Source organism: Alterirhizorhabdus solaris (genome assembly GCF_007785815.1).
In the GTDB taxonomy this organism is placed as follows: domain Bacteria; phylum Pseudomonadota; class Alphaproteobacteria; order Sphingomonadales; family Sphingomonadaceae; genus Alterirhizorhabdus; species Alterirhizorhabdus solaris.
In genome coordinates this window covers 1-21,461 of the sequence record NZ_VNIM01000071.1, presented here as the reverse complement: position 1 = coordinate 21,461, position 21,461 = coordinate 1, and the positions used below count along the sequence as shown (strand labels likewise).

The following is a 21,461-nucleotide window of genomic DNA, read 5'->3' as shown; positions in this document are numbered from 1 at the left end:
CCACCCTCCTGCGCAGCTTCGTCGCGATCGTGGAGACCGGCTCGATGCTGAACGCCGCCGAACAGGTGTTCGTCACCCAGTCCGCGCTCAGCCTTCAGATCAAGCGGCTGGAGGAGCTGGTGCAGCAGGCGCTGTTCACCCGCGAGGGGCGCCGGCTGGTGCTCACCCCGGCGGGCACCGTGCTGCTCGATTATTCCAGACGGGTGCTGGCGCTGCACGACGAGGCGATCGCGGCGGTGAGCGCCGGCCACTTCGCCGGGCCGGTGCGGGTGGGCATGGTGCAGGACTTCGCCGAGAGCCTGCTGACCGGCCTGCTCGCGCGCTTCGCCGAACTGCATCCGGACTCGCAGATCTACGCGCGTGTCGCCGGCACCGCCGAACTGTTGACCATGCTGGAACGTGGCCAGCTGGACATCATCATCGGCTATGCGGCGGCCGACGATCCGTCCGCGATCAAGACCGCGCCGATGGCGTGGTACGGCAACGCCGACCTCTCCCAGCGCGGCGTGATCCCGCTGGCGGTGCTGGAGCGGCCGTGCCGTTTCCGCGAGGCCGCCATCGCCAGCCTCGATGCCGCCGGCCTGCCCTATCGCATCGCGATCGAGACGCCCAACCTCACCACGCTGCGCGCCTCGGTCGCGGCGGGCCTCGGCCTCACCTGCCGCACCCATCTGTTCATGCCCGACGCAACGAGCCTGACCGAAACGGGGCTGCCCGCCCTGCCCCGCGTCGCCTGCATCGTCGGCAAGGGCAGTGAACTGTCCCAGGCGACCGCCCGCCTCGCCGAACTCGCGACCGAAGTGGTGCATGAGTTGTAGCGACACCGGCTCTCGGCCCCCGCCGGCCCGGCGCCGCATCGCCGCGACATGCGGCGGCTGGCCGGTGACCTCGGCATGCGGGCGCTGCCGCCCGGCCGCGGCGCTGACGCCCACAAGGGCGACAGCGACCCCGCCCGCTGCCGAAATCGCCGGACGGAGACCCGACTGCTTCGCCACCCACCAGACGATTTCCGATCGGGCCACTTCGTCGCGGCGGTATTCGACGGCGGCTCGCCCGATCCCGGCGGTAGCAGTGCCTCTTGCGGCGGGACTTAGCTGGCCTGCCCGCGGCGGAAAAACCGATCCCGCGCCTGGAGAACGACCGCTCCCCATCCTTCGGAAAAGGGCGCCCCCGTTCATCACGCTCGTTTTCGTTGCGGGACCGAGTCAGGCCTGAAAGGCCGGAAGCGACGTCCGCCATACGAAACGATAGCGCCGCACCGAACCCGGCTGGGCACCGACCGGCCCCGAGATCCACTTCGTCAGCGTCGGCTGGTTCACCGTGCGGGCGAAGGCCGACGAGAATCCGTCTGCCCCGCGCCCCGTGGACCGGAATCGCCTGCCGATGGTTCGGCCACGTTCAGCAGGAGAAGCGTTATGGGACAGGCACTTGGGCGAATCCTGGACGAGGTCGCCGACGAGATCGGGCGCGACGTCGATACGATCGAGGCGGCGGCGGACCGCAAGGACGAGGCCGCCACGCCCGGCCCGATCGGCATCGCCGTGGCGCTGTCGTCGGGCGAGGTGGTTTCGGCCGGCGCGGCCACCGCGGCCTTTCCGATCCAGAGCATCGCCAAGGTCTTCGCGCTCGATCTGGCGCTGGCGGCGATCGGCGACGACGTGTTCGACCGGGTGGGGCGCGAGCCTTCGGGCGATCCGTTCGATTCCATCGTCGATCTGGAAAGAACCAGAGGCATCCCACGCAATCCATTCGTCAACGCCGGGGCGCTGGTGGTCGTCGATATCCTCATGGAGCATTTGCGCGACGACCGGGAGGCATGTGCCGTGGTGGAGGCGGTGCGCCGGCATGGAGGCCTGCCGCCGACCGCGCTGGACGAGGGCGTGCTGGCGCGGGAACGCGCGCGTGGCCACCTCAACCGCGCGATGCTCGACTTCATGCGTCACCACGGCAACATCCACGCGACGGACGACGCGATCGTCGAGGCGTATCTCAACCAGTGCGCGATCATGCTGGACTGCACCGGGCTGGCGCGCGCCGGCCGCGTGCTTGCCGCCACCCGCCGAAGGCCCGACGATGCCGCCGCCGACGCCGATGCCCGCCGGATGCGGCAGTTGCTCGCACTGATGATGACGTGCGGCCATTACGACGGCTCGGGCGATTTCGCGTTGCGTGTGGGGCTGCCGGCCAAGAGCGGCGTCGGCGGCGGCATCCTCGCGATCGTGCCGGAGACGGCGGCGATCGCGGTGTGGTCGCCCAACCTCGATCAGCACGGCAACAGCATATTGGGCGTCCGCGCGCTGGAAATGATCGCGGATCGCACCGGATGGTCGGTCTTCGGGCCGCCTCTCGATTAACCTGAGTTACTCTTTTAATTTCAGAAGCTTGTCGGAATGGCAGGTGCAACCCAAAGCTGAACCGATCGTTCAGGATGTCGGGCCGCTCGGTCCGTCATCGCATCTACGGGGGTTTGCGACTGGTGTTCATCCTGTCGATCGCGCTGGGCGGCTGCCTGAAGGGGCCGCCCGTGGAATTCGGACTGACGGAGGACACCGGCGGACACATCACCTACGCGCTCGGCGCGGCGCAGGCGCTGGCGGCGCGCGGCGACGTCGAGCGGGTCGAGATCGACACCCGGCTGATCGAGGATGCCACCCTTGGCCCGGCCTATGCCGTGACGCTCGAACCGCTGTCGGCGAAGCTGGCGATCCGCCGCATCGATACCTGCAACCGCGCCTATCTGAGCAAGGAAGCCAATACCGCCGATCGCCCCGCGTTCGCCGACGCGCTGATCCGCCACATCGACGGGCTGGTGCGGCGGCCGGACGTGATCCACGCGCATTTCGCCGACGCCGCCGAGGTTGCCATGAAGGTGCGCGCCCGGTTCGGCATCCCGTTCGTCTATACCGCGCACTCGCTGGCGATCGACAAGGCGGGCTGCACCGGGGGACGCGCCACGCTGGCGGCACGCATCGCCGAGGAGGATCGAGCGATCGCCGGCGCGGATGCGATCATCGCCTCCTCGCGTGACGAGGCGGAACGTCAGCTGATGCTCTACCCGTCCGCCTGCGCCGCCAAGATCCACTGCGTGCCGCCCGGCGCGGGGCTGGCGGATGCCGGCCCGATCGATCTGGACCGCGCGCGGCGGTTGCTCGCGCCGTTCCTGCGCGATCCGGGCAAGCCGTTGATCCTCGCCATCGCGCGGCCGGTCGCGAAGAAGAACCTCGCCGGGCTGATCGACCTGTTCGCGCGCGATGCCGATCTGCGCGACCGCGCCAACCTCGCCATCGTGGCGGGCCTGCGCGACGGGCCGGACTGTGGCGAGGCCGAACAGCGCCGCGTGATCGCCGGGCTTCTGGCCGGGCTGGACCGCCACGATCTGTACGGCACGCTTGCCTTGCCCAAGCGCCACAGCCAGGCCGACATCGCTGCGCTCTATGCGCTGGCGCGCGAGACGGGCGGCGTGTTCGTGAACCCCGCGTTCAACGAGCCTTACGGGCTGACGCTGACCGAGGCGGCGCTGCACGGCGTACCGGTGGTCGCCGCCTGCCACGGCGGGCCGGTCGATATCGTCGCGCGGCTGCGCCACGGCACGGTCGCCGATCCGCGCGACCCGCCCGCCTTCGCCGCCGCGATCCGCGCGCTGCTGGACGACCGTGCCGAATGGCGCCGCGCCTCTCAGGCCGGCATCGCCAACGCCCGCGCGCTGGATTGGCATGCCTATGCCGCGCGTTTCGTGGAGATAGCGCGCGCCACCGCCGCCGCCACCGTACCGCCGCGCCGTAGCCCGACCCGACTGCTGCTGTGCGACATCGACAACACCCTCACCGGATGCATCACCAGCGCGGACGGGATGGCGGTCTTTCTCGATGGCGAACCCGGCCTCGCCTTCGGCGTCGCGACCGGGCGATCGTTGCAGGAAGCGGAGCGGCTGCTCGGCGAATGGCGCCAGCCAGCCCCTGCGGTGCTCATCACCTCGGTGGGGGCGGAGATCTACTGGCGGCACGGTGCCCGGCTCTTCGCCGACCGGGACTATGCGAGGCATATCGACATCGGCTGGGACCCAGCCGATGTCGATGCCCGCGTCGCCACCCTACGCGGGGTGGAACGCCAGCCGGCGGTGGAACAACGCCGCCACAAGCGCAGCTATTTCGTTTCCGAACCGTCGGCGGTGGCCGCCGTCCGCGCGGCGGTAGCCGACCTGCCTGTCCGCGTGATCCACAGCCACGGCGACCTGCTCGACATCCTGCCCGGCCGCGCGGGCAAGGGCGCCGCGATGATGTGGGTGGCGCGCGCGATGGGGATCGGCCTCGATCACGTCTATGCCGCCGGCGACAGCGGCAACGATCTCGACATGCTCACCGCCTGCCGCAACGGCATCCTCGTCGCCAACCATAGCGCCGAACTGGCGCCGCTGGTGGGCCGCCCGACCATCTACCTCGCCCGCCGCCCCCACGCCGGCGGCGTGATCGAGGGGATGCGCGCCTTCGCCCGGAACCGCGCCGCATGACCCGCCAGGTGAATCGGCCGATCGGCTATTTCGTCCACCATCAGGGGCGCGGCCATGCCGAGCGCTCCGCCGCGATCGTCAACGCGCTGCCCGCCACACGCCCGGTGGTGCTGTTCTGTGCGCGCGAGGATATCTTCCCGCCGCTTGCCCCGCATGTGTCGGTGCAGGTCATCCCCTCGCTGTTCGAAGCGACCGGCGAGGAGGAGAGCGGCTTCGCGCACGCACGCACGCCGCAGACGCTGCACTGCGCGCCCTTGGGCTGGGGCGGCATCACCCGCGCCATCGCCACGCTGGCCGGCTGGTTCGACAGCGCGCGGCCGGCGCTGTTCGTCACCGACGTTTCCGCCGAGCTGGCGCAGCTTGCGCGCATCGCCTCGGTGCCGTGCGTCAGCGTGCTCCAGCACGGCACCCGCGACGATATCGGCCATCTGGCGGCGTATGAGTCCGCGATCGGCATCCTCGCCCCCTATGCCGGAACGCTGGAGCAGCCGGGCCGGCCGGACTGGATGCAGGCCAAGACCTTCCACGCCCCCGGCGTCGGGATCGCCGTATCGCCGGTCGCGCGGCACGAGGCGCGCCGCCTGCTCGGCCTTCCCGCCAATGCGGATATCGTGTTGGTGGTGGCCGGCGGCGGCGGCGGCGGCACGCCCGCAACCCCGCTCACGCTCGGCGCGCGCGCCGAACCCGATGCGCTGTGGCTGACGATCGGCGCGGTCGAGCATGAGTGGCACGCGACCGCGCCCGATAATCTCCAGCATCGTGGCTGGGTGGATACGCCCGAACTCTACATCGCCGCCGCCGATCGCGTCGTGTCGTCGGCGGGCAACACCACCGTCCACATGATCGCCGCCATCGGCCGGCCGTGGGTGGTCGTGCCCGAGTGGCGCTATTTCGACGAGCAGCTGTGGAAGGCGCGGATGCTCGACCGGGCAGGTGCTGCCGCCATGCTGGAGCATTGGCCCTCGCACGCCGGGGCATGGGCAGAGGCGTGGCGACGCGCCGCGACGATCGATCCGGCCCGCCAGCACGCGCTGGTCGATCCGGACGCCGCCGCGTCGACGGCGAACTGGCTGGAAGATCTGGCCGAGCGGCGCTGGGGCCATCCGTCCCCCGCGCCCATCGCGCCCCTCATCATCGAAAGTCTCGCATGACGATTTCCGTCTGCACGCTCGCGCATGGCCGCGCGGGCCATCTTGCAAACCTCGTCCGCGGGCTGGCCGGGCAGAGCCGCATGCCCCACGAGTTGGTGATCGCGGTGATGCAACCCCGGCCTTACGAACTGCCGTCCGCGCCCTTCCCCATCCGGCAGATCATGGTCGGCGCGGACGGTATCCCGCTGGCTGCCGCGCGCAACGCGGCGGCGCGGGCGGCACGCGGCGATCAACTGCTGTTCCTCGACGTCGATTGCATCCCCGCCCCCTCGTTCGTCGCCGACTATGCCGAAGCGTTGTCGCAGGCAGACGGGGTGCTGATGGGCGAGGTGCTGTACCTGCCCGCCGGCGCGACCGACGCCGGCCTCGAGTTCCCCCGCTTCGCCGCCACCGCCGTCAAGCATTCGGAGCGCGCCGGGCCACCCGCCGGGCCGCTGGGCGACTGCACCGATTACCGCTGCTTCTGGTCGCTCAATTTCGCGATGCGGCGGGACACGTTTCTCGGCCTCGGCGGGTTCGACGAGCGGTATGTCGGCTACGGCGGCGAGGACACCGACTTCGGCCGGGTGGTGGCGACGGCGGGGGTACCGCTGTTCTGGTGCCGGGGCGCGCGCGCCTATCACCAGCATCACCCGCATCACATGCCGCCCGTCCACCATGTCGACAGCGTGATCGCCAATGCCACGCATTTTCGTGACAAATGGGGGCATTTCACGATGGACCACTGGCTGCGGGCGTTCACCTTGATGGGGCTGATCGAGTTGCAGGACGGCGAATATGTCCGCCTGCGCGACGTGTCCGACGCCGATCTGGCGCTGACCCGCCAGCAGGCGGACCAGCCCTATGCCAGCAGCGCCACCGTGCTGGCGGTGCTCGAGGCTCGCGCGCCCGCCATCGCCACCGCATAGGCGCGCTCGTAGCCGGCGATCATCGCGTCGATCGAGAACAACCGCTCCACCCGCGCGCGACAGGCCGGGCGCGGCAAGGTGCGCGCCGCCCCGATCGCCCGCGCCAGCGAGGCGGCATCCGTGCCCAGCGCGCCGCAATCGCCCACCACCTCGCGCATCGCCCCGCGATCGAGTGCCGCCACCGGCACGCCGCACGCCATCGCCTCTGCCGCGATCAGGCCGAACGGCTCGTCCCACGTCGGGGTGGAGAGCAGCACGGAGGCCGCGCCGATCATGTCGACCAGCGCCGCCCCGCCGAGGTGACCATGATAGACGCGCATGTCGTCCAGTCGCGGCGCCACCTCGTCGCGGAAGTAGTCCGCACAGTCGATCGGCCCCGCCACGTCGAGCGCGATCCCTGCCAGGCGTGCGGCATCGAGCGCCACCGCCGTGCCCTTGTTCGGCGTGATCCGACCGGCCCACGCCGCCCGGCCATTGCCGCGAGGGCGGAAGGCCCAGCGCATGGTGTCGATACCGTTGTGGACGACCGAGGCGGTGGCGGACGGCGTGGCCCACCAGCCAGCCATGTGGGCGCGTGAGGTCGTCGTCTGCCGCAGCCACGGCGCGGCATGATCGTGGACCGCATCGGCGAGGCCGTCGAACGGCGGTACGTGCAGAGAGGTGACCATCGGCTGGCCGTCCCGCTTCGCCCATGCATGCAGCGCCGGATGCATCGCATTGTTGTGGACCACATCGAAGCCGCCGTCGGCGATTGCCGCCCAAGCCAAGCCGAACGCCGCGTCCTGAAACGCAGCCAGCCGTGCCGTACCGTGCCACTCCACCCAGGGCAGCACCGCATCGTAATGCCGCTCGGCAATGGCGTGGAGAGGCAGCGCGGGGTCGCTGTCGCCGCTGGCGAACAGCGTCACGTCATGCCCGCGCGCTACCAGCGCCCGCACGAGCTGGTGGCAATGCGCTTCCATCCCGCCCATGAACGGCATCGCGACGGGGTGCCGCAAATGGCCGATCACGGCGATCCGCAACGCACCGCCCGCGCCGCCGCCACCCCCGCAGGTCATCCCAGCGCCCGCCTGATCTCGGCCGGGCATTTCACCGGAGTGGCCGCCCTTGCGCCCTCGTCGCCGCGCACACGCAGCTTCTTGATGAACAGGCCGACGCGGGAGAGGATGTCGTTGTCCTCCTGGCTTTTCGCCCGTGGTGGCCGGATATCGATCCGGGGCTGCGAGAGCGTGCCGAACAGGCGGACGGGCGCGGTGGAGACGAGCAGGCCCGGCCGTGTCGGGTGGCCGGAGACGCGCATGTCGATCGTCTCCGGCCCCAGCACGATGACCCCCGCGCCGTCGCCGCGCGCGACCGGGGTGGAGAGCAGCACCGGCTCCGGTGTCATCCGGCCCCGGCGGGTCTTGAAGGTGGCGATCAGGCAGTCAAGGTTCGTCCGCTTCGTCTTGCCGTCGGCAGCGGCACCGATGCTCTTGATAACGTCGCCGCCGAGGAAGGTGGCGTAATCGCGCCGCACGCTGCCGCCGGGCACCACGAAGGCGAGCGTGCCGTCGCCATGCGCCATCGCATCCCGCACGGTATCGCCGCTGCCCGCCAGCCGCAGATGCGCGCGCAACGGCCCGGCGACGACCTGCTGGGTCGGGAAGAAATCGCTGACGAGCGCTTCGGCGACCCGCAGGTCGAACGACAGGCGCGGCGTCCTGCCCTGCCCGTCGACGGCAAGGGTGCCCGTCACCCGGCCGTGCGGCAGGCCCACCGTCAGCGGCGTCGCACGCAGCCGCTGCCGGTCGAGCGTCACCGTGGCGTTCAGGCTGCGGAACGGCGAGGGCGTGGCCGACAGGAGGCGGTCGGCGCGCAATACCAGCCGCCCGTCCAGCGTGCCGAGCTTGTCCAGCACGATCCGCGTGGCCGGCACCACCCGGGCGCCGATGCGCCGTTCGCGTGCCTTCGCCTCGGCCTTCTGTTCGTCGGAGGCGAAATCGTCGAAATCGAGCGTTCGGGCGTGCACCTGCCCATTCAGCTTCGTGCGTTCCCCTTCCTTCGATACCGCCACGGCCGCGCGTAACGAGGAGCGGCCGATGGTGACGTCCACCCGGGGTACGCGCCACGCCTGCCCGTCGTGGCGGACGGTGCCGGCAAGGCGGAAGTCCTGCGTGGGGAACAGCCCGGCCTGCACGATATCGTCGAGGTAGCGCAGATCCCGACCGTGCGCCGTCAGCGTGGCGGTGAAGTGGCCGGTGTCGAGCGGCCGATCCATCCGCACCGTGCCGTCCATCGACACCAGCGGCGATCGCACCGAAACCCTTGCCGGCCACGACGCGGCCGGATCCGCGGTCGCCAGCGCGGGGGCGGTGATGGAGAGGCGCAACGGCTGGTCGCGCAACGTGCCCGCCCCCGCAATCCGCACGCCGCCCGCCCGGTCGGACGACAGCGACGCCTGTAGCGCGACGTGCCGCTTGGCATCGTCGAGGCGCAGCCGGGCATCGCGGATCGTCAGGTCGGCGAGGCCGGGGCCGTCGCCCTCGTCACCGCCCTTCTTCCCGCCGGACCAGTTGTCCCGCCCGTTCCCATCTCGCACCAGATGCAGCGTCAGCCCCTCCACCGCGATCGAACGCGGGCGCACTTGGCCGATCAGCAGCGGCAACACCGGCAGGCGCAGGCGGATCACCCCGGCCCGCGCCATGTCCCCCGTGCCGGCCCAGCCGGGCTGTGCGATCCGCACGTCGTGCAGTTCGATCTCCGGCACGAACGACAGCCAGCCGGTCCGCCGCGCCGAGCCGATCGATACCGGGCGGCCAAGTGCGGTGGAGAGCATCCCGTCCGCCCGGCCCGCCAGCAGGCCCCACGGGAAGGCGCTAAGCAGCAGCAGGAGCAGGGCGATGCCGGCCGCCACCCACAACGCGATGCGGCGCAGGCGACGGCTTCGCGCAGCCGCTGTCGTCGCTCCGCCTGCGGCTTCGGCTTCTGGCACTGACTTATCCACTCGGTCCAACCCCGCTGCGGCACCGGGTCATCCGCCGCCGCCATGCCCAACGCAGAATATCGCGCGGCGTTCATCTGCCGGCAAGATCGTGCTGGCAGCGCGGCGGGCTTCGCGGCCATAAGACCCGCTCCACGGTCGCGGGAGCCACGATGACCATGCCGCCAGACATCGCCATCCGCCTGCAGCGCGCCGCGTTCAACCGGGCGCTGGCCTCGGCCGACCTCGACGCGATCGCACCGCTGCTGACCCCCGGAGCGATACTGGTGGCCGGTACGGACAGCGGGGTGATTTCCGGCCGCAAGGCACAGTTGCTGGCCTGGAAACGCGAATTCGCCGCGACGGTGCGCGCGGTCTACACCCGCACCCCGGACAGCATCATCCTCTCGCCGGTCGAGCCGATCGCGTTCGAGCACGGCGCGTGGAGCAGCGTCACCACCGGGGACGACACGCCGCTCGCCTCGGGCAACTATACCGCCAAGTGGCGCGAGGTGGGCGGCCGGTGGGTGATCGAGGCCGAACTGTTCCTGACGCTCGCCTGACGACGCGCTACCACCCGACGCGGAAGGTGAGCGTGCCCAGCGGCACCACCGTCGCCGTCGTACCGTTCGGCGCGTCGAGCCGGCGCAGGCCGTCGTCCCGCACGAGCGCCAGCAATTCGGCGCTGATGCTCGCCTTCGCCCGTGCGAACGCGACCGGCTGCGACAGCGACAGGCCGCCGCTCGCATAGGTCCGGCTGCCGCTGCCGGGACCATAGAAGCCCCCCCATCCGACCCCGACCGTGACGGGCAGCGACAGCGTCGGCGCATTCTCGCCGTCGCCGAACGTGGTTTCGGGCGCGACGCCGGCGATCGTATAGATGCCGTTCGCGCCCCTGGGTCGCACCGTGACGGCAAGACGAGGCCGGAGCCGGCCGCTGCCCTCGTCCCGGCTGAAAGCGGCGCTCAGGCTGGCCTCGTGCGTTGTGGCGGAGACGGCGTTGGGGCTGGTCTTGATCGTATAGGCCACCGCCGCCGACAGCCCTTCGGCCGGCCGCCACGCCAGGCCGAGCAGGTTGTTGCTCTCGTACCAGCCGCGCGGGCTGGTCGTCTCCCGCCGGTCGGGCGCGTGGAAACCGTTGGAGCTTTGCCCGATCAGGAACAGGTCGCCCTCGCCCGCCGCGTTCGCGCGCAGTTCGGCAGCGAAGCCGAACGCTACGTGCAGCGGCACGCGGCCCAACCCGGCCCGGTCGTCGTCATAGGTGCCGCGCGCATAGTCGCCGTTGCGCAGGTCCATGGACAGGATCGGGTGGAAGCGCCCCGCCCCGACCTCCACTGCACCCAGCGTCGCATCTTCGGTGTCGGCGAACGGCACGGTGGCGGCGCCGGCCGGGGCGGCGGCGATCAGGGTCGCGAGGATCAGGCCGGCCCGGCCCGTGTGCCTCACTTGCGCTGCCGCACCAGCCACACGGTGTCGCCGGCATCGTCCACCACGACTAGCGCGCCGTCGTCGCGCGCCTGCACGCTTACCGGGCGGCCATAGACCTCGCCGGCTTTCGCATCGGCGACGAAGCCGGTGAGGAACGGCTGCGGCGCGCCGGTCGGGCGGCCATCGGCGAAGGGCACCACCTGCACGTCGTAGCCGCTGAACGCCGACCGGTTCCATGACCCGTGGCGGGCGACGAACGCCTGCTGGTCGTTGGCCGCCCGCCCCCTGGCAAACGCCAGCCCCAGCGCGGCGGCATGCGGGCCGACCGCCACGTCGGGCAGCAAGGTGGTCGCCAGCAGATCGCGCCGCTCATTGGGATGACGGGGGTCCTGCTTGCCGTAATAGCTGTAAGGCCAGCCATAGAAGCCACCCTCGCGCACGCCGACCAGATAATCGGGCGAGATGTCGTCGCCGAAGTTGTCGCGCTCGTTCACCGCCGTCCACAGCGTGCCGGTGGTGGGCGCGAAATCCATGCCGACGGGGTTGCGCAGGCCCGAGGCATAGGTTCGCTCGCGGCCGGTCGTCAGGTCGATCGCGAGGATATCGGCGCGTCGGGCCTCCTCGGCCATGCCATGCTCGCCCACGTTGCTGGCCGAGCCGACCGATACGTACAGCGTGCGCCCGTCCGCGCTCATCAACAGGTTGCGCGTCCAGTGGTTGTTGTAGCCGCCGGCCGGCAGCGTCGCCAGCGTGCGCGGGGCGGCGGCGATGCGCGTCTCGCCCAGGCGATAGGGGAAGCTCATCACGCTGTCGGTATTGGCGACGTAGAGCCGCCCGTCGCGATAGGCCATGCCGAACGGCTGGTTCAAGTTCTCGCGCAGCACGAACCGCTGTTCGGCCACGCCGTCGCGGTCCGCATCGCGCAGCAGGGTGATGCGATTCGCGCTGTAGCCGGTCGTCTTCGACAGCGCCTGTCCACGCGCGACTTCCGGCTCGGCGTCCAACTTGGGTTTGGTCCGCGCCTCGGCGACCAGCACGTCGCCGTTGGGCAGCAGCAGCGCCTGTCGGGGATAGTCCAGCCCGCCGGCAAACTTCACTACCTCATAGCCGCGCGGCGCCACCGGGGTGCGCCCCTCGGGCCAGCCGATCGTCTTCGGGTGGTTGACCACGGCGGGCGTCGCATAAGGCGCCGGCTGCGGCGCGAGGCCCGGGATCGCAGGCGTCGGCATCGGCGGGGCCGCGTGGGCGGCGGTGGCCAGCGCCAGCAGGCTGATGGCCGGTATCAGTCGTTTCAAGGGGTTGCTCCCGTTTCTGGTCGAAGGCGGGAACAGTCGCCGGGCCGGCTTGCTCCCCGCGGCAAGAAATTAAACGATCGCGTGGAGGCCACGGCCTGCCGCAGCCGGCTCCCGCAAAAAGCCGCTCGTCCCGGCGGTCGCCCTGCCGGTAAGGGCAGCGGCACGGTCGCCGACGCGACCGGGATTCGCGAGGGCACGACATGGCTTCGACACGGCACGACGCGACGGACGGCGCGGCCCCCCTCAGCGCCACGCGCTCGATCGTGGTCGTCAGCGACCGGATCGACTGGCGGAGCGATCCCGTACCGGCCGATCACGCGCGCCGGGTGTCGCCGCCGTCTTCCGAACAACCGTGGCGGGTGGCGGAAGGAGACCCGCCGGAAGTGACGGGCGGCTATCTCGAACGGTTGCCACTCGCCTGCATCGCCGCCGGGATGATCGACCGCGCCGAGATATGGCATCACCAGATCGGCGGCGATCCCGCGCCTTTCGCCGCGGCGAACACGCATCTGCGCTATCGCGCCTTCATGCTCGACGCCCCCGAGGCGCCGTTCGACAACCGCGACATGCTGGCCTTCGTCCACGCGTTCGGCGCACCGCATATCCTCGTCGTCTACGGGCTGGGCGTATCGGAGGCATTGCTGGCGGCGTGCGCGAACAGCATCATCCTCTACAACTCGATCGACGCGCCCACCCTGCGCGTGCCGCCCGGGGTGAGCGCCCGGTTCGATCTGGTGCTCACCGGCGCGCAGTGGCAGTCGGACGAGGTGGAGGCGCGCCACCCCGGCATGAGGACCGCGATCATGCCGGTCGGCCCGGAATTCGCCGCGATCGACCAGTTCCGCCCGCTCGGGGGGCCGAAGGACTATGATCTGATCTACGTGGCGGCGGCGCAGGCCTACAAACGCCACGACATCCTGCTCGACGCGCTGGACCGGCTGCCGCGCGACGTGCGCGCGCTGTGCGTGTTCGGTTACGGCGAGGATGCCGGCGACCTGCGCCGCCGCATCGCCGAACGCAGCCTGTCGGTCGACTGCATCGGCCCGCCCGGCGTGCCGTTCGAGGAGGTGAACCGGCTGATGAACCGCGCCCGCTTCGGCGTGGTTTGCGGGCGGGACGATGGCGCCCCCGCGATCATCACAGAATATATGCTCGCCGGGTTGCCGGTGCTCGCCAATGCCGAGCTTGCCTGCGGGCGCCAGTTCATCCTGCCCGAAACCGGTCGCCTCGCCACGTCCGAGGCGTTCGCCGAGGCGATCATGGCGATGCGCGCGGATGCCGCCGGGTTCACCCCGCGCGCGGCGGTACTGGCGCGGTGGGCATGGCCGCACACCATCCTGCGCCTGCGTCCATTGCTCGATGCGATCGCGGCGCGAAAAAATATTGCCTGTTAACATCGATTTATTGCGTTCGGGCGTCGGAGGGGCTTCATGGCCGCCTCACACGGGAGAACAACGTGCACCGTTCGGCCAGTCCTCAAGTCCTCGTGTCGTCCCCGGCCCCCGCATTGCCTCCCCTGATCTGCTTCTCCCACCTGCGCTGGGATTTCGTGACCCAGCGGCCCCAGCATCTGATGAAGCGTTTTGCCGCCGAGCGGCGCGTTTTCTTCTGGGAGGAGGCGATCGCGTGCGATCATCCGCTCCCCTATCTGGAATATCACCCCTTTCCCGCCGACAACGTGATCGCGCTGCGCCCGCGCGTGCCCCACTGGTGGGGCCGCGAGGCGGTGGAGAACGCGCTGCGCGGTCTGCTGGCGATGCTGGTGGAGACCGCGATACCGGTCGATCCGGTGCTGTGGTTCTACACCCCGATGATGCTCGGTTTCGCCGATCGCGTGGCCGCCGAGACGATCGTGTATGACTGCATGGACGAGCTTTCCGCATTCGCCTTCGCCGACCCACTGATGGTGGAGCGCGAGGCGGAACTGATCCGGCGGGCGGACGTGGTGTTCACCGGCGGCTACAGCCTGTACGAGGCCAAGCGCGAGCGGCACAATGCCGTCCACCCCTTCCCCTCCGCCGTCGACGTGCCGCACTTCGCCGCCGCGCGGGGCGGTGTGGTGGAACCCGACGATCAGGCGCGAATCCCCGGCCCGAAGCTGGGCTTCTACGGCGTGATCGACGAGCGGATCGACCTGGCGCTGATCGACGCGGTGGCGGCGGCGCGGCCGGACTGGCAGATCGTGATGATCGGCCCGGTGGTGAAGATCGACCCGGCGCACCTGCCGCACCGCGCGAACATCCACTGGCTCGGCAGCCGGCAATATAACGAGTTGCCCGGCTATCTGGCCGGCTGGTCGGCGGCGCTGATGCCATTCGCGATCAACGCGGCGACGCGCTTCATCAGCCCGACCAAGACGCCCGAATATCTCGCCGCCGGCAAGCCCGTCGTCTCCACCCCGATCGTGGACGTGGTGCGCCATTATGGGAAGATAGCGGCGGTTTCGATCGCCGCCGATGCGCCGGCCTTCATCGCGGCCTGCGAGGCGGCGCTGGCGCTGCCACCCGAGGGAGCGTGGCGCGACGAGGCGGATATCGCACTCGCCGCGATCTCGTGGGACCGTACCTTCGCCGCGATGAAGCAGGCGATGGCCCCGGCCCCGGTCAACAACGTCGCCACCGCGATCCTTACCCGCCGCGCGCATTACGATGCGCTGGTGGTGGGCGCAGGTTTCGCCGGATCGGTGCTGGCGGAGCGGCTGGCCGCCGGATCGGGCAAGCGCGTGCTGGTGATCGACCGGCGGCCGCACATCGCCGGCAATGCCTACGATCATGCCGACGCGGCGGGCATCATGGTGCACCGCTACGGCCCGCACATCTTCCACACCAACAGCGACGACGTGCTCGCCTATCTCTCGCGCTTCACCGAATGGTGCCCCTACGAGCATCGCGTGCTGGCGAGCGTGCGCGACAAGCTGGTGCCGATCCCGATCAACCGCACCACGCTCAACACGCTCTACGGCCTCGATCTGGCGGACGAGGCGCAGGCCGCCGCCTTCCTCGCCGCCCGCGCGGAACCGCGCGCGATCGAGACATCGGAGGACGTCGTCGTGGCGGCGGTGGGGCGCGAACTCTACGAGACGTTCTTCCAGGGCTACACCCGCAAACAGTGGGGGCTGGACCCGTCGCAACTGGACAAGGCCGTCACCGCCCGCGTGCCGACGCGCACCGACACCGACGACCGCTACTTCCTCGACAAACATCAGGTAATGCCCGCCGCCGGCTACACCGCCATGTTCCGGCGCATGCTCGATCACCCGAACATTACGGTTGAGACGGGCGTGGAGTTCGCCGACTGCGACGTGCGGGCGGACCATGTGGTGTTCACCGGGCCGGTCGACGAATATTTCGGCCATCGCTACGGCAAGCTGCCGTACCGCAGCCTCCAGTTCCGCCACGAGACGCATGACATGGCGCAGTTCCAACCCGTCGCGGTGGTGAACTATCCGGCGCCCGACGTGCCGTACACCCGGATCACCGAGTACAAGCACCTGACCGGGCAGGTCGCCCCGCGCACCAGCATCAGCTACGAGATCCCGCAGGCCGAGGGCGATCCTTATTACCCGATCCCCCGCGCGGAAAACCAGGCGCTGTACCGCCGCTACGAGGCGCTGGCTGACGCGTTGCCGGACGTGAGCTTCGTCGGAAGGCTGGCGACCTATCGCTATTACAATATGGATCAGGTCGTCGGGCAGGCGCTTGCCACCTACCGCCGGCTCGCGCCGCGACTGGCATCCGGGCTGGCAGAGGTGGCATCGGCCGCATGAACACACGCAAACGGCTGTTCCTCGTCACCGAGAGCCCGGCGCCCTCGGGCGTGGGCGAACATATGCTCACGCTCGCCAACGGGCTGGCCGACCGCTACGAGATCGTCGTCGGCGCGCCGCCGGGCGGGCTGCTCGATCGCGCACGGGGCGCGGGCTTTGCGGTGAAGGCGGTCGATCCGGGCGATCCGGCGGCGTTGCATCGCTGGTTCGCCCGCACCCGCCCCGATCTGGTGCACCTCCACGCCGGCATCGGCTGGGAAGGCCACGCCAGCGCGCGCGCCGCCCATGCCGCCGGCGGGCGCGTGATCCGCACCGAGCATCTGCCCTATCTGCTGACCGACGAAGCGCAGCAGGCCGACCATCGCGAGGCGCTGGCTGCCGTCGACCGGCTGATCGCGGTGTCGCCGGCGGTAGCCGAAAGCCACCACCTTGCCGGGCTGGGTAACCGGCTGACGACGATCGCCAACGGCGTGAACCCCTTGCCCCCACGCCGCGCGCCGGGCGCGTTGCGTCGCGAGATGGCGCTGGGTGACGGCCCGGTGCTGCTGATGGCGGGCCGCTTCGCTCCGCAGAAGGATCATGCGCTGCTGCTGGCGGCGATGCCCGCGATCCTGGCCGGCCTGCCACGGGCGACGCTGCTGCTGGCCGGCGACGGCCCGCTGCTGTGGACGACCGCCCGGCATATCGCCGCCGCCGGGCTGGCCGGATCGGTTCGTCTGCTGGGCCACCGCATCGACCTGCCCGACCTGATGGCGGCGGCCGACCTGCTCGTCCTGCCCTCCCGCTTCGAGGGACTGTCGCTCGTTGCGCTGGAGGCGATGGCGGCGGGGCTGCCGATCGTGGCCAGCGACGCGCCGGGCAATGCCGGGATGCTGGAACACGGCCGCTCCGGCTGGCTCGTGCCGGCGGGTGACGCCGCCGCGCTCGCCGCCACGGTGATCGAGGCGCTGTCGAACCGCGAACGGCTGGCCGAAGTCGCCGCCCACGCCACCCAGCGGCACGGCGAGCAATACACCGCCACCCGCATGATCGACGAGACCGCCGCGATCTACGACGAAGAGGCGCGGGCGGCGCCGGAACGCACAGGAGAACGCTTGACCAGGATCGGTTTCATCGGCGCGGGCGGCATCGCCCATCGCCATTTCGGCGTGCTCGAACAGTTCGAGGATGTCGAGATCGCCGCCATCACCGATACCGACGAGGGCCGCGCGCAGGAGGCCGCCGCCCGCTTCGGCGCCCGCGCGTTCACCGATACGGAGGCGATGCTGCGCGAGGTGGAACTCGACGCGCTCTATATCTGCGTGCCGCCCTTCGCCCACGGCGCGCCGGAACGCGCGGCCATCGCCGCCGGCCTGCCCTTCTTCGTGGAGAAGCCCGTCGCGCTCGATCTGGCGACGGCGGAGGCGATCGCGGGCGAGGTGGCGGCGGCCGGGCTCGTCACCGCCGTCGGCTATCACTGGCGTTATCTCGATACGGTGGACGAGGTGCGCGGGCTGCTGGCGAACAATCCGGCGCGGCTGATGTCGGGCTACTGGCTCGATTCCACGCCGCCGCCGCGCTGGTGGTGGCATCTCGACCAGTCCGGCGGGCAGATGGTGGAGCAGACGACGCACCTGCTCGATCTGGCGCGCTACCTCGCCGGCCCGGTCACGCGGGTGTACGGCATGGCCGGGCTGACCGAACGGGCCGAGTTCCCTGGGCTAGACGTGCCGACCGTCAGCACCGCCAGCCTGCAGTTCGCCAGCGGCGCCGTCGCCAACTTCGCCGCCACCTGCCTGCTGGGCTGGAACCACCGCGTCGGCCTGCACCTGTTCGGCGAGCGGATGGCGATCGAGATTACCGACCACGACCTGATGGTCGACGTGGGCCGGGGCCGCCCGGTGCGCGGGGCGCAGGGCGATCCGGTGTGGCGCGAGGATCGCGACTTCATCGATGCGGTGAAGGGCAAGGAGAACCGCATCCGCTGCCCCTATGGCGAAGCGGTGGAGACGCACCGGCTGGCGCTGGCAGTGGGCGAATCCGCGCGCACGGGTCAGGCGATCGCGATCGGGCCGGTCGCATGAGCGAGTGGCGGCACATCCGTTCGCTCGGCGTCGAACGCCCCGGCGAGGCCTATCTCCACGGCTATGACGAAGGGCCGCCCGGCCCCGGTCAGGTGCGGCTGAAGATGCTCTACACCGGCTTTTCCGCCGGTACCGAACTGACCTTCGTCAAGAATACCAACCCCTATCTGCATTCGCGCTGGGATGCGGGCCGGGGCGTGTTCGTGCCCGGCGAGGCGCAGCAGCATTATCCGGTGCCGTTCCTCGGCTACATGGAAAGCGGCCGCGTGGTGGAATCGAATGCGGGCGACTATGCGCCCGGCGATGTCGTCGGCGCGGTATTCGGCCACAAGAGCGGCCATACCGCCGATCCGTTCCACGACGTGCTGACCGTGCTGCCGCCGGAGATCGACCCGATCCTCGGCATCTATGTGGGCCAGATGGGGCCGATCGCGGCAAACGGCATCCTCCATGCCGATGCCGAGATGCTGGGACCGGACACCCCCTTCTTCGGCGCGGGCATCCGCGACCGGCCGGTGCTGGTGCTGGGCGCCGGCATCGTCGGGCTGTTCGTGGCGTTGTTCGCACAGGCAGCGGGCGCGAGCGAGGTGGTGATCGCCGATCCGTCCGAGTTCCGCCGGATGCGCGCCGCCTGCCTCGGGCTGACGCCGATGACGGAGGCGGACGCCTGCAACCACGCCAAGGCGCGCTGGCACCACGGCGGCGACGATCGCGGCGCGGACCTCGTGTTCCAGACGCGGGCGGACTCCGGCTCGCTCCATGCGGCGATGCAGGCGTTGCGGCCGCAGGGCACGGTGATCGACCTGGCTTTCTATCAGGGTGGCGCGGACCGGCTGCGGCTGGGCGAGGAGTTCCACCACAACGGCCTCAATCTTCGCTGCGCCCAGATCAACCGTGTGCCGCGCGGCATGGCGACGGCGTGGGACAAGCGCCGGCTGTCGCGCGAGACGGTGAAGCTGCTGGCCGCGCGCGGGGCGGAGATCAGGGCGCAGCTCATCACTCATGTGGTGCCGATGGAGGAGGCCCCCGGTTTCATCCGCCACCTGATCGCCGAGCGGCCGGAGTTCCTCCAGATCGTGTTCAAGGGCGCCGATTGAGCCTGCCCGTCATGGCGCCCGAGGCCGCTCCACCGATCCGAATCCTGTTCGTCTTCGCCTGGCTCGTCGTGGGCGGCGAGGAGACGGAGGTGCGCCTGCTGGCGCAGGCGCTGGATCGGTCGCGCTATACGATCGATGTCGTCGCCTGCTTCCGCAAGGAGGGGATGCCCGAGCAGACCCACGAGCAGCTTGAGGCGATCGGCGTGCGGGTGGATCGCACGCCCTACCACCTGTCATTCGACGAGACGGTGAGCTATCTGGCCGGGCTGGTGCCGGGGTACGACGTGGTCGTCTCCTGCCAGAACGTCGCGGACATCTACCCCGCGCTCGAACGCATCCACCTGCGCCCGCCGCTGATCGAGCATGGCGGGCTGGTATCGGAGGCGCTGGCCGGGCCGAAGCATTTCACCACGCGCTACGTGGGCGTCTGCGCCTCGATCCGCGATGCCGCCGCCAGCCGGATGCCGGGGCGCGAGGGCGACGCGATCGAAATTCCCTCAATGGTGGACATGGCCGCGTTCGATCCCGCCGCCCGGCCGGGTGCGCGGGCCGCGCTGGGCATCGCCGAGCGCGTGCCGCTGGTCGGCTGGGTCGGCCGGCTGGACCCGAAGAAGCGCGTCGAGGATTTCATCGCCGCCGCCGCGCGCGTCCATGCCGTGCGACCGGACGTGCGTTTCGTCGTGATCGGCGGGCCGGATGCCTTCCTCCCCGATTATGCCGTGCGGTTGCGCGAACAGGCGCAGGCGCTGGGGCTTGGCGCGGCACTGACATTCCTCGGGGATCGCAGCGATATCCCGCAACTGCTGTCCGCGCTCGACATCTTCGTCTGGTTGTCGCGCGGCGAGGGGATGCCGCATGTGATCGCGGAGGCCGGCGCCGCCGCGCTGCCGGTGATCGCCACCGCCGACAACGGCACGCTGGAGCAGATCGAGGACGGCGTCTCCGGCCTGTTCGTGCCGCACGAGGCGCCGGATGCGGTGGCGGCTGCCATCCTCAAGCTGGTGGGCGATCCCGGGTTGCGGCGCAAGCTGGGCGCTGCGCTGTACGCCAAGGTGAAGGCGGAATACGCCGTGGAGGCGGTAGTGCCGCAGTGGCAGCGCCTGTTCGAGGCAGTGCGTCGCCCTGCGCCGCCCCCCGCCCCACCGCTGTTCCGCAGCTTCTTTCAGGGCGGGTTCGAGTGCTCGACCCACCGCCGCGCGCATGATCGCCACCGGATCGACGTGATCGCCGCCACCCGCCACGATGTGCTCGCCGAGCAGGACTATCGCACGCTGGCGCAGCACGGCATCCTCACCGTGCGTGACGGGCTGCGCTGGCACCTGATCGAGCAGACGCCCAGCCATTATGACTGGTCCAGCCTCGACGATCAGTTGGCGGGCGGGGCGGCGGCGGGCACCGAGGTGATCTGGGATCTGCTGCATTATGGCTGGCCCGACGATATCGACGTGTGGACGCCCGCGTTCGTCGCTCGCTTCGCCCGCTACGCGGCGGAGGCGGCGAGGGTCGTCATGGCGCGGACATCGGGCACGCGCTTCTATTGCCCGGTCAACGAGATCTCGTTCCTGTCGTGGGGCGGCGGCGATGCGGCCTATCTCAATCCGTTCGCGCGCGGGCGCGGCTACGAACTGAAGGTGCAACTGGCGCGCGCGGCCATCGCGGCGATGGAGGCGATCCTGCTGGTCGATCCCGCGGCGCGCTTCGTCCATGCCGATCCGGTCATCAACGTCATCACCGATCCGCACCACCCACGGGACGCGCCGTTCGCCGAGGGCCACCGGCAGGCGCAGTTCCAGGGGTGGGATCTGATCGCGGGCCGGATGTGGCCTCAGATCGGCGGGCGGCCCGAACTGCTCGATATCGTCGGCGTCAATTACTATCACAACAACCAGTGGATCCACGGCGGCCCGCCGATCGACCGGCACCACCCGCTGACCAAGCCGTTCCACCGCATCCTCGCCGAAACCTACGCCCGCTACGGCCGCCCGGTGATGATCGCCGAAACCGGGATCGAGGGGGACGCGCGGGCCGAGTGGCTCGCCCACGTCTGCAACGAGGTGCGGGTGGCCGAGCGGCTCGGCGTGCCGATTGCGGGGCTCTGCCTGTATCCCGTGCTCGATCATCCGGGGTGGGACGACGATCGCCCCTGCCCCAACGGCCTGCTGCACACCACCGTGTGCGGCGGCGCGCGCAATACCGATCGGGCCTATGCCGCCGAACTGGCACGGCAGCGGGCGATTGGCGGGCTGTAGCACCCGCCCGCTGCCGTGCCAGTTCGGCGGCATAGGCC

General features: G+C 70.4%; 15 protein-coding genes. 11 read left to right on the top strand and 4 right to left on the bottom strand.

Annotation, left to right across the window (positions count from 1 at the left end; translation table 11 throughout):
- Positions 1 to 8 precede the first annotated feature (8 nt).
- From FOY91_RS15330 to FOY91_RS15310, 5 genes are all read left to right on the top strand, one after another.
- Entirely contained in the window at positions 9 to 818 is an 810-nt protein-coding gene (locus FOY91_RS15330) for a LysR substrate-binding domain-containing protein (RefSeq protein ID WP_238995732.1), read from the top strand.
- Positions 819 to 1,415: 597 nt separating this feature from the next.
- Positions 1,416 to 2,354, top strand: coding sequence for a glutaminase A (glsA, locus tag FOY91_RS15325; RefSeq protein WP_145153872.1), 939 nt, complete (start codon positions 1,416 to 1,418; stop codon positions 2,352 to 2,354).
- A 74-nt stretch (positions 2,355 to 2,428) separates the two neighbouring features.
- The gene (locus FOY91_RS15320; RefSeq protein WP_145153869.1) at positions 2,429 to 4,507 is read left to right on the top strand and encodes an HAD-IIB family hydrolase; all 2,079 of its coding nucleotides are present in this window, start codon (positions 2,429 to 2,431) and stop codon (positions 4,505 to 4,507) included.
- Positions 4,504 to 5,658 carry a glycosyltransferase gene (locus FOY91_RS15315; protein WP_238995731.1) on the top strand — a complete coding sequence of 385 codons (1,155 nt, stop codon included), beginning with the start codon at positions 4,504 to 4,506 and terminating at the stop codon, positions 5,656 to 5,658. The genes FOY91_RS15320 and FOY91_RS15315 overlap by 4 nt, the downstream gene beginning before the upstream one ends.
- On the top strand, positions 5,655 to 6,566 hold the full coding sequence (locus FOY91_RS15310; RefSeq protein ID WP_145153866.1) for a galactosyltransferase-related protein: 912 nt from the start codon (positions 5,655 to 5,657) through the stop codon (positions 6,564 to 6,566). The genes FOY91_RS15315 and FOY91_RS15310 overlap by 4 nt, the downstream gene beginning before the upstream one ends.
- Here the strand turns inward: FOY91_RS15310 and FOY91_RS15305 are convergent.
- Positions 6,500 to 7,624 carry a glycosyltransferase gene (locus FOY91_RS15305; protein ID WP_238995730.1) on the bottom strand — a complete coding sequence of 375 codons (1,125 nt, stop codon included), beginning with the start codon at positions 7,622 to 7,624 and terminating at the stop codon, positions 6,500 to 6,502. The genes FOY91_RS15310 and FOY91_RS15305 overlap by 67 nt on opposite strands.
- Entirely contained in the window at positions 7,621 to 9,537 is a 1,917-nt protein-coding gene (locus FOY91_RS15300) for an AsmA family protein (protein ID WP_162527242.1), read from the bottom strand. The genes FOY91_RS15305 and FOY91_RS15300 overlap by 4 nt, the downstream gene beginning before the upstream one ends.
- A gap of 161 nt (positions 9,538 to 9,698) precedes the next feature.
- Here FOY91_RS15300 and FOY91_RS15295 point away from each other — a divergent pair, with 161 nt between their 5' ends.
- Positions 9,699 to 10,088, top strand: a complete 390-nt coding sequence (locus tag FOY91_RS15295; RefSeq protein ID WP_145153860.1) for a nuclear transport factor 2 family protein — start codon at positions 9,699 to 9,701, stop codon at positions 10,086 to 10,088.
- A gap of 7 nt (positions 10,089 to 10,095) precedes the next feature.
- On the opposite strand, the gene FOY91_RS15290 is transcribed toward FOY91_RS15295, so the two are convergent.
- Positions 10,096 to 10,971: a hypothetical protein gene (locus FOY91_RS15290; RefSeq protein WP_145153857.1), complete on the bottom strand. Its 876-nt coding sequence runs from the start codon at positions 10,969 to 10,971 to the stop codon at positions 10,096 to 10,098.
- Positions 10,968 to 12,248 carry a PQQ-dependent sugar dehydrogenase gene (locus tag FOY91_RS15285; protein ID WP_238995729.1) on the bottom strand — a complete coding sequence of 427 codons (1,281 nt, stop codon included), beginning with the start codon at positions 12,246 to 12,248 and terminating at the stop codon, positions 10,968 to 10,970. The genes FOY91_RS15290 and FOY91_RS15285 overlap by 4 nt, the downstream gene beginning before the upstream one ends.
- Positions 12,249 to 12,448: 200 nt before the next feature.
- Between FOY91_RS15285 and FOY91_RS15280 the strand changes: the two genes are divergently transcribed.
- From FOY91_RS15280 to FOY91_RS15265, 5 genes are all read left to right on the top strand, one after another.
- Positions 12,449 to 13,642: a glycosyltransferase gene (locus FOY91_RS15280; protein WP_238995728.1), complete on the top strand. Its 1,194-nt coding sequence runs from the start codon at positions 12,449 to 12,451 to the stop codon at positions 13,640 to 13,642.
- 179 nt (positions 13,643 to 13,821) lie between these two features.
- On the top strand, positions 13,822 to 16,014 hold the full coding sequence (gene glf, locus FOY91_RS15275) for a UDP-galactopyranose mutase (RefSeq protein ID WP_145153882.1): 2,193 nt from the start codon (positions 13,822 to 13,824) through the stop codon (positions 16,012 to 16,014).
- Positions 16,011 to 18,077, top strand: coding sequence for a glycosyltransferase (locus FOY91_RS15270; protein ID WP_203234590.1), 2,067 nt, complete (start codon positions 16,011 to 16,013; stop codon positions 18,075 to 18,077). The genes glf and FOY91_RS15270 overlap by 4 nt, the downstream gene beginning before the upstream one ends.
- On the top strand, positions 18,074 to 19,174 hold the full coding sequence (locus tag FOY91_RS22040; protein ID WP_203234589.1) for a zinc-dependent alcohol dehydrogenase: 1,101 nt from the start codon (positions 18,074 to 18,076) through the stop codon (positions 19,172 to 19,174). The genes FOY91_RS15270 and FOY91_RS22040 overlap by 4 nt, the downstream gene beginning before the upstream one ends.
- Positions 19,171 to 21,423: a glycosyltransferase family 4 protein gene (locus tag FOY91_RS15265; RefSeq protein WP_238995726.1), complete on the top strand. Its 2,253-nt coding sequence runs from the start codon at positions 19,171 to 19,173 to the stop codon at positions 21,421 to 21,423. Before FOY91_RS22040 ends, FOY91_RS15265 begins: the two co-directional genes overlap by 4 nt.
- Positions 21,424 to 21,461: the final 38 nt, after the last annotated feature.

What these genes read in the sequence shown, in the direction of transcription:
- FOY91_RS22040 (WP_203234589.1), top strand. Translation starts at nt 18,074, where the DNA reads ATGAGCGAGTGGCGGCACATCCGTTCGCTCGGCGTCGAACGCCCCGGC.
- FOY91_RS15305 (WP_238995730.1), bottom strand. Translation starts at nt 7,624, where the DNA reads ATGACCTGCGGGGGTGGCGGCGGCGCGGGCGGTGCGTTGCGGATCGCC.
- glf (WP_145153882.1), top strand. Translation starts at nt 13,822, where the DNA reads ATGAAGCGTTTTGCCGCCGAGCGGCGCGTTTTCTTCTGGGAGGAGGCG.
- glsA (WP_145153872.1), top strand. Translation starts at nt 1,416, where the DNA reads ATGGGACAGGCACTTGGGCGAATCCTGGACGAGGTCGCCGACGAGATC.
- FOY91_RS15310 (WP_145153866.1), top strand. Translation starts at nt 5,655, where the DNA reads ATGACGATTTCCGTCTGCACGCTCGCGCATGGCCGCGCGGGCCATCTT.
- FOY91_RS15295 (WP_145153860.1), top strand. Translation starts at nt 9,699, where the DNA reads ATGACCATGCCGCCAGACATCGCCATCCGCCTGCAGCGCGCCGCGTTC.
- FOY91_RS15315 (WP_238995731.1), top strand. Translation starts at nt 4,504, where the DNA reads ATGACCCGCCAGGTGAATCGGCCGATCGGCTATTTCGTCCACCATCAG.
- FOY91_RS15320 (WP_145153869.1), top strand. Translation starts at nt 2,429, where the DNA reads ATGTCGGGCCGCTCGGTCCGTCATCGCATCTACGGGGGTTTGCGACTG.
- FOY91_RS15280 (WP_238995728.1), top strand. Translation starts at nt 12,449, where the DNA reads ATGGCTTCGACACGGCACGACGCGACGGACGGCGCGGCCCCCCTCAGC.
- FOY91_RS15270 (WP_203234590.1), top strand. Translation starts at nt 16,011, where the DNA reads ATGAACACACGCAAACGGCTGTTCCTCGTCACCGAGAGCCCGGCGCCC.